Raw genomic sequence first — 12,999 nt, forward strand, 5'->3', positions numbered from 1 at the left:
GTTTATTATAAATGGTATCTGAGTTTATTAAAAACTCTGCAATCGGATTTCCAAGTTTTCAAATCCATCTTTTACAACAAAAAGGCTGCAAATTTCATAAAATTTGCAGCCTTTTTGCCCATATCTGATACACCATTCCTGATACTTATCAGGAAACATGCCCGAATTTGTTATAATATTATATCATTTAAGTCATTTATTTCATCTTCTTTTATCTGTTATTTATTAAAGCTCGTACTACAAAGATACAACATTAAAAAGCATTTGTCAAGACGAATATCCTATAAAAATCGTTCTTAACATATTTATAAAAAGTATTGTCCTTCTTCTTTTAATCTTTTGCGTAGAAAACCGACATCAATCTTATGAACATCATTCTTTGCCTGTTTAATAGCGTGTACCGCAGCCATTCCGGCAGCTTCACCAGTCACCAGACAAGGTGGCATCACTCGCAAGCTTCCAAAAGCTTCTTCATCAGTAGAAATACAGCGTCCGGCGGTCAATAGATTCTTCAGACCTTTAGGAGTCAAGCAACGATAAGGAATTCCATGAGATTCACCTTTTTTGTAACGCGTCTCTTTATGCCCCGGTTTATGAACATCAATATAGTAACAATTACGTCCGATCTCATCTTCAAATGTTTTACGCTCCAACCAATCTTGGAAAGTAAACGTATAATCCCCTTCAATCCGACGACTATCTCTAACCCCCAACAAAGAGGCAGTCTTTACAACAAAAGCACTACCAAAAGTTTTAGGCTGAAGTTCTTTCAGTGCCTCCAAGTATTGTTCAGCGATTTGCCTACCGGTAGCCATCGCCCGCGTAGTAGCCCATGGGTCGGTCGAATCAACATTATCAATGTGTCCTGCATTGAATTGTACCACATCCGGGCCGATCAAATTACTATTGAAATGTCTGCCTATCAATGGATATTTCCCGGACCTAATCGCGTCAAAGATAGGGCTATTTTTGTTACTCGTATGCAATGAAGGACCTATGAGATTGTAGTTATAGCTATCAACATTGGCAAACGAGAAGCACAAAGTAGAACTTTGCAGTATACCATCCTCACCTCCCTTTTTAAATGAAGCACCTGCCCAAGTAGCCACATCTCCATCTCCCGTCGCATCAATAAAGACTTTTGCTTTGAATGCAACAAGCCCGGATTTATTTGCTACAATAATAGCATCTACCGTATCATCAGCTGACATCTCAACAGCAGCAACCCTCGAGAAGAAAAGGACTTTTGCCCCCGATTCAGCGACCATCCGATCGTAAACCTGCATCAAATATTCAGGATTTATATTCACCCAATTCAGTTTTTGCTTTCTCTCATGAGGAACTCCTTTTCTCGATGCCTCGAATATCTTTTCCGCCAAACCTCGATAAATAATCTTTTCGCCATCAGAAAACGGACACCATGCCGGAACCATACCTGCTGTTCCCATACCGCCAAGTTGTCCCATTGCCTCAATCAGCAAAGTATTAGCTCCCTCCCGGGCTGCAGAAATCGCAGCAGTACACCCAGCAGGTCCTCCACCAATTACAATAACATCCCACCGATCATCCACCGCAATCTTTGTGTTCTTTAAACGTATCTTAGATTGCACTGTTTCCCCTTGCGCATTAAGAGCGGGGACAGCCAAAGATGCAGTGAGTAACCCTGCTTTTTTAAGAAAATCTCTTCTTGAAGTCATAATAATCTATTTGTCTATTTATAGTATTTAGATATAACTTACTGCTCTTGATAGATCAAAGAAGCTAAGTTATCGGCACAATCTTTATTCAGATGATTCTACTACAGGCTTAATGACATTTCCCACGATAGAAATCACTCCATCATCTCCAAAAATCAAATCATTCAAATATGAGGTACGTGGTTCTACACGATTTACGCTCGAATGAGCATGATAAATATATTTGTAACTTCCATCCCTGCATAAAAAAGGTGCTCCATGCCCTGTTCCAACCAATCCTGCAGCCACATCCTTATCTCTGCACAAAATAGGATTCCCGTCATATTTCTTCCAAGGTCCTAGCGGAGAGGTAGCTGTTGCATATCCCACTGCATAATCCTGACTTCTGAAATGATTAGCAGAGTAAATCAAATAATATACCCCGTTTCTTTTAAGAAGTGAGGGACCTTCCGCTACTTTAGCCTGCTGTAATTCCCAACTGGCATCAGCCTTTATACATTCTCTCAAAGTCTCTTCTTTGACACTTTTCAAATCGGAGTTCATCTCACACCCCAAATCACATTGCCTCCTGTAAAACGAACAAAATAGAGATAAGCTTTACCATCATCATCCATGAACAACGAAGCATCAATGCCTTTTTCTTCTCTGACCGGCTTCTTTTCATCCTGCACAAAAGGCCCCTCCGGACTATCAGAAGTGGCAACACAAATATGCTCATCTACCGTATAGAACATATAAAACTTCTTCTCTGACTCTATATAATACACCTCAGGGGCCCAGTACCACTTTGTTCCCCAAGAGTCTTGCGGTGACAAAGCCAGTCTATCCCCACGTCTCCAATGCTCTAAATCATCAGAAATATAAACTTCAAAACCATTTGTGCGAGTACCGTACGCATAGTACTTATCCTCATAAAACAACACATAAGGATCGGCAATAGGCAAACGGTCCTCTATTATCAACATAGATGACTCATTTGCTCGCTCGAATAAAAGCGAATTATCCGTTTCCCTTTCTAATGAAAGGGAAACGGATAAACAATAGAACAATAACGAATAAAAGAGTTTATTCATACTTTAAGAGACCCTATACCAGCAATTTAAATTATTTTTCTAAGAAAATCTCGGCACGCCCAGGAGTAAATAATTCCCATAAAGAAGCAACAGTCCATCCGGGTGCGAAAATGTCATTATAATATCCTTTGCCATTCTTCCCGTAATCCCAACTGGTGTGTTGGACAACTTCCGGATAGTAACCCACTTTGGCAATGCCACACATGTGTCCTTCATAAGGCAATAACTGCCGCATAGAGGTTGAAATCACTTCTGCGAAGTCCGAGAAACGGGATTCTTTATATTCGTTCGATAACCAACGAAGTACATCGGCAAATTCAAATACAAACACATCGATATGATTATTTTCTACCGAAACATTTCCCCAACCACGTGTTTTCAAACCAATATCACCCAGCATCTGTCCGGGAGCAAAAGGAACATCCCACAAATAATACCACGATAATGCAAAATAAGCGGCTTGCTTCGTCAGATCAGCATAATGCTTGTGTTCCTCCCCTTTAGTAACTAATGAAAGATAATAGGTAGCAGTTGCAGCATAAAGTGACGCTTCTTTATCCTCACAATTTGCATCAAGGGTAGATGAAAAATAATCTGCCTTAGAAATCAATTCTTTCTCCAGATAACCCGCAGTCCGCTTGGCACTATCCAAGTAACGTTTATCCTTAAAGTATTTATATCCCATGACTAAAGGTAATGTAGCCGAAGGAGTACTTCCCCCGCTTTTATCTACAACGGAAAAGTCATCACGGAACTTTCGTGGAAAACTACCATCAGCATTTTGCAATTGCAGAAACATATCCAACATCTTTTTCAATCGCTGTTCCCATTCCGGATGCTTGCGCCCTTTTTCTTTTTCATAAGCCAGGAAATGGAAGATTGCATAAAGCCCTTCCGATTGACGACGGATACTATGAACAGGATCCTCAAAGTTCTTATCAAAGTTTACCGATTCCTTAAAAAAGCCTGCTACCGTGAAGCCGTTCTTCAAATAACTATCGAATATTTTGGTACTGTTAACTTTCAAATCTTCCCGGTTACATTCCCAACCATATTCCCAGGCATTGAATGCATTCAGAAGAACACGTCCTATAAAACCAACTTCTGCCTGCCCATTACTTGTACATGCATCTGTTCTAAGATGTATGCCCGAATTATATACCAACGGATATTTATCCACAAAACTACTTACAAAGAATTGGCTAAGAGTCTGCTTCATATATTCAATTGAATAGGGAGCATCTACAGGCTTGGGCAAATATGTATCATAACAATATTCCCAAGTATGGCGCACAAAATCAGAATAATCTTTTGCTTCACCTTCAGTAATTTGCCAAGTCAACAAAATCGTCTCTCCTTTTCTAAGATGCTGATAAGCCGTTACAGCCGGAGCTAATGTCAATTTACGGATATAACTTTTAGGGGCCTCCCGATAAGGAAAGCCGAAAGAAAGAGTAGCAACCCCATCCTTATTTTCAAATCCGGTATACCCCAAAGAAGTCTTATCCGAAAGAATAACCTCCCCTTCGCGATGAGTAGCCAACGTGTTATTTACGAATTTATCCAATCTGTTGACAGTCATAAAACGTTGTTTCTTCTCACAGAAAATCCCGGTGAGAGGTGCGCTTAACCTGTCCTCACTTACAATCCAACTGTCTGAAGTATGGAATGAAGGGGCTTCTTTGGGCGAACGCAGATTACGCCGATACCAGAATCCCGGCATATAGAACAGGCAATCGTTATGGCGGAAGTCTGTTGCCACCTGCTGATTGTAATTAAAGTAAATATCTTCCAATGCAGTGATAGACACACTAATACATATCCCATCGTTACCATCCACTATGTTTTGAGACACAGTCAACGGTATTTTTTCCGAATTCTCCAAATAATAAGTGCCGTTATTATTCTGCGACTTCTGAAAAGTCAATGGATAACATTTCGCGCTATTTCCCGGGACTTTCAAGGAAATAGATGCCGAAATCGATTCCGGCACATTATTAAAAGCTTTAGCAATAGTAGCACATGCTACAAAAGCTATCCCACAAAGTAAATATTTCAGACTCATATAAAATATTAATGTGAATCAGCCTGCCTGATTCTATTTGTACTAAATTGTTAAGGCAAAATTAGGGAACATCCTCCACATTGAATAAAACAAATTGAGCTATAAATAGAAATAATTATCCAAATCGGCAGAAATTCTCCAAAGCCTCAACTATGATCCCATACCCAAACGATTATTTTTCCATAAGAGCGGCAGCACACCACAAATAAGGACCCTGTCCGTGATAATCACCCGTACGGCGCGGACGATCATAATAGTACTGTTTACTGTTCTTCTTATTCGTTCCCACACAAATTTCTCTCACCTGATTTTTATCATTAAGATATGAAACTAAAGCCATCCATGCTTTACGAGCCGCAGGAGCATATTCTTCTGCATCTAGCCAGCCATTCTTAACCCCTTTGATAAATGCGAAAGTAAACATAGCCGAACCTGAAGTTTCAGTCCAACAATCAGACTGGTCGATCAACTGATTCCACAGACCTTCCGGATTCTGATATTTCTTCAGACTTTCCATCATTGTCCGATAACCTTCTAAAATACGCGGACGGTCTTTATGATTCTTAGGCAAACATTGAAGCAACTCCGTCATACCTGCAGCCATCCAACCATTTCCACGTCCCCAATAATAAGGAACATCTGGTGCATGATAGAAAAGGCCATTCGGACGTTGTAGTTCATCCAGATACATCACCATCTCTTTAGCTGCACGATCGATATATTTCTTATCCTTCGTCACTTTATAAGCACGAGTCTGCACGATTGTAATCATATACATATCATCAATCCACAAACGTGTTTGCCAGGAATATCCTTTTTCAGCCCATTCTTTTTCCTCCGGTTTTGCGTTTGCTGGCACTTTCCATTGAGAATCGGCATAAGGCAACCCTAAATACCAATATTTCTTATCTTTTGTCACAAGATACAACTCAAGAGGTAAGCTACCGAACATATTTACATCAACGTGATTCATTATGGGTTGCAACGCCTTCTCTTCAGTAAATAAAGGCTCAAACTTATCTTGCAAACGATTGAGAAGTTCCTTATCTTTTGCAAGATAAGCATATCGCAAAGCCCCGTTCCAATAAAATGTTTCCGGATAACCAATCCATTTTCCAATATGGAGTGCATGCTTCTCGGTTAGAAAGCGATATGCCAATCGTTTACCAATTTCTTCCGGAGTAGAACCTTCCGGAAAGTCCTTCAACATACTTGTTTGAGCAAACAACAACTGAAAAGGAACAAAAAACAATAATATTAATACCTTCTTATACATAACACCTAGTCTTTAATTATTCAACAATATATCTTTCAATTCAACATTATATCCATCTACCCGTAAAAGCATCTTATCAATACCTTCTTTACAGTCTACTTGGAAACGGACCTCTTTAGATTCGCCAGGCATCAAATAAAAGTATCCGTCATCAAAATAAGCCGGACGAATAGGCGCATCAGTTTTCGCATCTCTTAATGTCAATGCTATTGCAGCAGCCAAGTATTGCCCCGGATTTTTCACAATAAGCCTGCCCTCATAATGGTTAGCCTTTTTCGTGAAGTTCTTCACCGAAACATTCACCGAAGAAACCGGCAAATTAGCCAAGACTTTTCCGTCCCATTCCTTCTGATTGAGCCAATAAACATTATCATCAAGCAACTTTCCGCTATTAGTTGTCAACACCAACTTTACCCAGCAGAAATCAGGAAGTCCTTTTATATCCTCTAATTGTATTACAGGAGTCAGTACATTAGCTTTCACATGAGCTACCTTCTGTTGTGAGGAGCGTATCTTTTTTCCTACTTTATCGTAAACCACAACTTCCACTTTCAAATTCCGATATTCCTTCAGCGTAGTATTAATAATATCTACTTTATGATGATTAAGACTCATCTGAATATGAAGAGGACGGCACGCTTTTTGCGTGCCATAATAAGCACCGGCTGTTTCCCCATTCGAACTGTAGTTCTGCCAAACCATACTAGGCCATGCGGGATGACTCATCCAAAGTAGCACTCCAGAAGCATCATTCCACATCTTGCTATTCCATGCTTCAAAAATAGCCCGATGACTTTCGTAATTAATCAATTGTGCTTTCCGGCAAAAATCATCCAAGTTATCGGAAGGTCCCAGTTTACGATCCATCCCTTCCTTATAAAGTTCACTAAAAGTCTTGTCACCATATCTATGGTTATGCCAGTCATGGTAATACCAAACATCACTGATAGGCCAAGTATCCTCTTCCGCCATAAATTCACGAATGGTTTCAGCCGTTGGTAACGAAGGAGTACCCACTTCTGAACGGAAACCACCAGCCAAAGAACGATAATACCATCCGGCATCATATTGATAACGCCAAGGCCCACTTCCTGAACTATTTAATGAACGAGAATTTCCTGTATAGTGCCGGCTACGGTCTTCTTTAGCCAAAGTAGCAGCCAACATGTATTCAAGTTCATTCGGAGCAAACCCCTCATTACGTGCACACCATAAAGCAATGGAAGGGTGATTACGGAAACGACGTACTGTCTCTGTCACATTCCTTATGAACAGACGATAATCTAATGGATTAAGATTAAATCCGTCTGTTGAAAGCCAAAAGTCATTCATCACCAACATGCCATATTCATCACAAAGTTCATAGAACACTTCTTCCGTGCTCTCACCCGTCCAATTACGAATCATATTGTAATTCATATTCTTATGCAACTTCAAAGCTGGTTCCAATCGCTCCCGGGAAACACGCTTCATACCGTCATCCATACCCCAGTTACCTCCTTTGCAATAGATTCGTTGACCGTTCACCTTTATCACCATATATTCTTTCATCAGCGAATCCTTTATTAACTCTATTCCCTGTGAAGATACCGGTTTCAATAAGTTCGGTACAAATTCTCCATCATAATTCGTATAGCGAACCTTACTATCCGTTCTTTTGCGTTTCACAGCATCAAAAACTGGTTTTCCATCCTGCAAAGCAGCAGTCGGATTATAGTTTAACCGCACTACAGGAGAATTATCCTCATATGCAGACAATTCATACTCCAGCTCACGGATACCGATACGCATCTTCTTAACATCAAGTGTGTCCTTACCTGACGAGACCAGACTTAAAGATGCATCATATAAATACTGTTCTCCATATCCATTGGGCCACCAAAGACGTGGATTTTTCATTTGCAATACCTTACACTCACGAGGAGTCAGTTTAATCATCCTCTTTTCATTGGCATTCAAAGAAACCGGATAAATGGCAGATACTCCGCCAATATTAAAATGCAAATCAGCAGTACACGCAGTTTTAGAAGAATTATAAATCTCCGTATTAACAATAAAATTAACAGAAGTAGTGTCAGGCAAAGGCAGATCCGTAATCACGTGCGTATCAACAATTTCGAGTTCATTGCCAAATTTTATTCTGACATCCTGCCAAATCCCCATATTTCGGTCGCGTATACCAGGAATCCAATCCCACCCCTCCGAAGAGATAAAAGTAGGACCGTCTAAACATAATGCCCCACCATTGGGACCAATTCCTTCTTTCTTATTTGCCTCATGAGGAATACCGGGATTATTAGGCGGAAGAATACGGATGGCTAACAGATTCTTTTTGTCATAATCTACCCAACGAGTTATATCAAAGATTCCTCTTTCAAAAGCACCCGTCATGGTCCCTAATAACTGATGATTAAACCATACCTCCGCTTTATAATTAATTCCATTCAGAATCAATTTTACTTTTTCTCCCTTGCTATTACGGGAAATATTAAATGAATTTCGATACCACCAATCCATCCGGCAAAGTGTATCGGGAATCAACAGATTATTAAGCCCCCAATAGGGATCAGGGTATACTCCCTGATCCACCAATGTAGTTAATACCGTACCGGGAACTGTTGCCGAATACCATTCGCTTGTATCTAAATCTTGTGCAAATACCGATTTTTCAGCTGCCCGAGCTTTATATCCTTCTATCATCTCCCAACCTTTGGAAAGTTGATATTCCCAATCAGAAAGCGGACTCAATTCTCCGGGTTCTACCACCTTCTTTTTAGGCTTAGCTGTCTGAAATGAATGTTTTGAATGAGGTATCACTTCGGAACTCTGTTTACGGGATAAACCAAAATTCCATTTTAATTTTTGTGAATAAATGCATTCTGTAGAAGCACACAGAAAAACAATTACACAAGCAATATATGTATTCAGCCTTATTTTCATCGTCTTATAATCTACTATTTAGTTTTCAATTTCTTTACATCATCACATACAGCTACTGCCACTTGCGAATCCGCACATCCATAATAAAGGTATAGTTTCTTCTTGTGATAAACAAGTCCCTCAATAAATACTGTTCCATCCTTGTATTGTCCACTCTTCTCAAAAGGAGCCTCTGGAGCAAAGAAGGGTTTATCCAAGCGAGCCAATACTTTATAAGGGTCATCACCATCTAATAAAAGTTGTCCGGCACAATACGCATTGGTTGGATAGTCGGGATCTCCAGTACTGCCACTATTCTTACCATTATACATAAGAACAATACCATGCTTGGTACGAACTGCCGGAGGTCCACACTCTGTCAACAGGCTATCAAAATGCCCTTTACGCGGTTGTATGATCTTCATTAGCTCATTTTTTTCATCCAAGATAGGATACCAATCTATCAAGTTATCAGAAGTAGCAGCATATATAGCATGTTCTCCCCAATACATGAAATACTTACCATTAACTTTATCGATGACTAATTGATTTCCTTTCAATTTTGTTAAAATAGACCCCGATTTACAGAAAAGGTTGTTAAACCGACCATTATAGGCTTTATCAAAAGCAAGTCCATGTTTTGTCCAGTTCTTCAGGTCTCGGGAGGTAGCTACTGCAAGACGCGCTTTTTTCCGATTCCATGCCGTATAAAGCATCACATATAGTCCATCTTCAGTCATAGTCACACGAGGATCCTCACAACCACCGGGCCAATCCTGATCCTTAAAATTATCTTCGCCAGGAAAAAGTACCGGCTTATCCAGTCTATTCATCTTAATCCCATCTTTACTTTCAGCATAGCCGATACGCGAAGTTCTTTTACCTATACCTTGAGCAGAATTATCTTCTGCACGATAAAGCACGACAATTTTTCCGTCTTTTACAGTAGCAGCCGGATTAAATGTGTCACTTTCCTCCCACTTAACTTGCTGCTTGCGCATCGGACAGTAAAACTCTGTCGGCAACGGTGATATAACAGGATTAACTCCTTCAGGGCGTTGGAATGGACCAAGCATCCAATTATTATCCTGTTCCTCCTGATTAATATCCAAAGAAGGTGCATTAGTAAATCCACACGCAGATAATACACCGACTACACCAATAATAAGTTTCAATTTTAGTTTCATCCTATTCCTTTTCTATAATTAATAATGATTTTTCTATAATGCAAATGATTGATTCCGCACCTATTGTTTCAATTTATACTCTTGTCTTTTTATATTCCAACCTTTTAGCGCCAATACAGCTCCGTCTTTCAGCTTTCCTTTTGCAGTCTCAATAGTCACCGTTTTCTTTTCATCCGGCATCAGGGAGAAGAAATTATCTGTATAGAACGACGGACGTATCGGACTCATCTTTGAATTCAGGAATTGCAACTGATTAAAGAAAGCAATTTGCTCGGAAGTATTTCTCAAAGTAATATCTACAAAGTAATTATCATTATCTTCTCTTACTTTATAGGTAAGTTTCACTTTTGCCTGTTTTAGTTTACTCAAATCTTCAAAACCAGAAGCAGCCGGCCCGGTCAAAGTTTTGCTTCCTTCATATTTGTCATTAGAACGCCAATAGAAGTTAGAAGAAACATCTTTTCCCTTTTCATCCTTCAGTATCAATTTAATAAAGTGAACTTGAGATATATTTTCCGGGAAACGAATAGTCAACGCATCGTTCACCACTCCATCCGAAGGCAAATTAACCATTGCTGACTCTTCAAATACTTTCTTGCTGTCAATATCATAAACCTGTGCTATTACTTTATAATTCTTAAATTCACGGTAATAGTCATTCACTACAGACACCGTATTTTTAAGATAGTCAAACTGCGCATGTAATGGCTCTAATGAGTTAGCAGTATGATAAAGGGATGCTGTCGGTTCCAAAGACCAGTCCCACATACGGGAAGCCACTTGAGGCATAGAGCAGTTATGATACCAGAACAAGAGCCCGGAACAAAAACGATCACCATAGTCCAGTTTATTATAGTTCCATACTTCCCAGATACTCTTCGAATTAATAGCTCCCAACAGTTGCCCTTTCTGCGCAAATTCATCGATTGATGATGATTTTCCATAGTTATTCACCAAGTCTGTATACATAGTACTCATCAGATGGAAACCATTTCCATCCAGATAATCCCATACTTCTTTATTGATAGGCCACAGGTCTTTTTCATCCATCATTTCTCGAAGAATTTCCACAGTCGGAAGAGTAGGTGCACCATATTCCGGATTAAATCCGTCTACCCGGCTTCCTCTGGGAGAGGCTGTATTTTCATAATGTTGCATCGGATTTACCTGCTTGTAAGGACTGCCATCGTGCACTCCTTCACATTCGGACTGCATCTGGAATCCACGTGTACCATCCAGTTTATTAAGTAATTCAGGAGTGCCGGTAACTTCTGTACTTTCATTAGAAGCAACATAATAAGCCAAAGAAGGATGATTACGAATACGTTTTACGGTAGATTCCACGTTACTCATATAGAGAGCTTTATCATGTGGATGACGAGTGTCACCGGTCATCCAGAATTCTTGCCATACCAACAATCCCAATTCATCACACAATTGGAAGAAATAATCAGATTCCGCAATTCCACCTCCCCACATTCGTAAAAGGTTGACACCGGACTGACGGGAGTAGCGCAATTCAGCATAAGTACGTTCATCTGAAGTTCTCAACATTGCTTCCGGTATCCAGTTAGTACCACGAATAAACAATCGTTTACCGTTCACATAAAAGACACGTGATTTATCCGGAGTCTTTCTATCCGAAACAATTTCTCGAATACCAAATCTCGTTTTCACTGAATCACATTCTTTACCATCAACTGACACTGTCAGCTTCAGGTCATATAAGTTTTGTGGTCCTTTATTAACAGGCCACCAAAGTTTTGGAGAATTGATGATAAGTTGAGGAAACTCTTCAGGAGAGAAGGTAGCTATCTTTTCTTCTCCACGCATTAATCGGAAAGTTTTTTCGAAAGTGATATTCTCACCCACAATTTCACCCTTTACCTTGCAACTGATTACCCGGTTACTGGTTGATGGATTGACAATTTCAACTGATACAGTCTCACGAGCCTGGTCATAATCAGGCTTTCGCAATTCAGATTTAACAAAAGGATGGCGTAATGCCACTCTACCTGTAGCATAGAGAGAAATATTCTTCCATATGCCTGTATTACGGTCACGGATACCGTCCATAAAGGTAAAGTCCCAACCTACCGTCATCAACATGGTAGTATTCAAACCAATATTGCCATTTCCACCATTATGGAACTCACCGGCTGCCCCCCAAGACTTTGGCTTTGTACTTCCGGGAACATCTACTGGATAGACTTTTATGGCCAGCCCGTTGCTCTCTCCGACTTTTACAAAGTCTGTGACATCAATATAGTCCTGAATGAACATGCCGTTCATTGTACTCAACAAGTTACCATTCACCCAAATTTCCGCCCGATAGTTAATACCATCCAACTGTAACCAGACAGTCTTTCCCTTAAATGACTGCGGAACTGTAAAATCTGTACGGAACCAGTAGGTATAAAAATCACGTCCGGTTTCAGAAATATCCGGTATCAATTTAGATTCAATCTTATTATTGATTCCATAATAAGGCTCCGGATATTTTTTATTATACACCAAAGAATTCAACACTGTTCCGGGTACGATAGCCGGCATCCAATTTGCAGTTGCATAATTGGATAACGAAATCTTTTCTCCGGGATCTGTTGCATCTCCAGCTTTAATCATTTTCCACTGACAATCTCCCTGATGACCTATTTCAGAATCGAGCCAAAGTCGATCTGATGATCTTGACAAATTCGGAGGAGTTTGCCCCATGGAAAAAGGGGAAAAAAGGAACAACAATAAAAGAATAAAAAGTAAATTTGATAATTTGTACATGTTC

6 protein-coding genes and 1 pseudogene are annotated in these 12,999 nt (G+C 39.9%); all 7 read right to left on the reverse strand.

Annotated elements, in window-relative coordinates:
* Positions 1–305 precede the first annotated feature (305 nt).
* A complete protein-coding gene (locus AAHJ11_RS15595) occupies positions 306–1,697 on the reverse strand; it encodes an FAD-dependent oxidoreductase (RefSeq protein WP_148365632.1) in 1,392 nt (463 codons plus the stop codon).
* Positions 1,698–1,781: 84 nt separating this feature from the next.
* Positions 1,782–2,770: pseudogene (locus AAHJ11_RS15600) on the reverse strand (glycoside hydrolase family 43 protein).
* A gap of 31 nt (positions 2,771–2,801) precedes the next feature.
* Entirely contained in the window at positions 2,802–4,835 is a 2,034-nt protein-coding gene (locus AAHJ11_RS15605) for a hypothetical protein (protein WP_148365634.1), read from the reverse strand.
* Positions 4,836–5,007: 172 nt separating this feature from the next.
* Positions 5,008–6,111 carry a glycoside hydrolase family 105 protein gene (locus tag AAHJ11_RS15610; protein WP_148365636.1) on the reverse strand — a complete coding sequence of 368 codons (1,104 nt, stop codon included), beginning with the start codon at positions 6,109–6,111 and terminating at the stop codon, positions 5,008–5,010.
* Positions 6,112–6,123: 12 nt separating this feature from the next.
* Positions 6,124–9,051 carry a glycoside hydrolase family 2 protein gene (locus AAHJ11_RS15615; RefSeq protein WP_148365637.1) on the reverse strand — a complete coding sequence of 976 codons (2,928 nt, stop codon included), beginning with the start codon at positions 9,049–9,051 and terminating at the stop codon, positions 6,124–6,126.
* 14 nt (positions 9,052–9,065) lie between these two features.
* Positions 9,066–10,217 (reverse strand): glycoside hydrolase family 130 protein, encoded by a 1,152-nt coding sequence (locus AAHJ11_RS15620; RefSeq protein ID WP_148365639.1) that lies wholly within the window; start codon positions 10,215–10,217, stop codon positions 9,066–9,068.
* Between the two features lie 60 nt (positions 10,218–10,277).
* Complete coding sequence (locus AAHJ11_RS15625) at positions 10,278–12,995, reverse strand: glycoside hydrolase family 2 protein (RefSeq protein ID WP_148365641.1); 2,718 nt, start codon at positions 12,993–12,995, stop codon at positions 10,278–10,280.
* Positions 12,996–12,999: the final 4 nt, after the last annotated feature.

It is taken from the genome of Bacteroides sp. 90-K9/2 (genome assembly GCF_047310725.1).
Classification (GTDB): Bacteria; Bacteroidota; Bacteroidia; order Bacteroidales; family Bacteroidaceae; genus Bacteroides; species Bacteroides vicugnae.

Excerpts from the sequence above, each read along its gene's own strand:
- AAHJ11_RS15595 (WP_148365632.1), bottom strand. The coding sequence starts at position 1,697 with ATGACTTCAAGAAGAGATTTTCTTAAAAAAGCAGGGTTACTCACTGCA.
- AAHJ11_RS15605 (WP_148365634.1), bottom strand. The coding sequence starts at position 4,835 with ATGAGTCTGAAATATTTACTTTGTGGGATAGCTTTTGTAGCATGTGCT.
- AAHJ11_RS15610 (WP_148365636.1), bottom strand. The coding sequence starts at position 6,111 with ATGTATAAGAAGGTATTAATATTATTGTTTTTTGTTCCTTTTCAGTTG.
- AAHJ11_RS15615 (WP_148365637.1), bottom strand. The coding sequence starts at position 9,051 with ATGAAAATAAGGCTGAATACATATATTGCTTGTGTAATTGTTTTTCTG.
- AAHJ11_RS15620 (WP_148365639.1), bottom strand. The coding sequence starts at position 10,217 with ATGAAACTAAAATTGAAACTTATTATTGGTGTAGTCGGTGTATTATCT.
- AAHJ11_RS15625 (WP_148365641.1), bottom strand. The coding sequence starts at position 12,995 with ATGTACAAATTATCAAATTTACTTTTTATTCTTTTATTGTTGTTCCTT.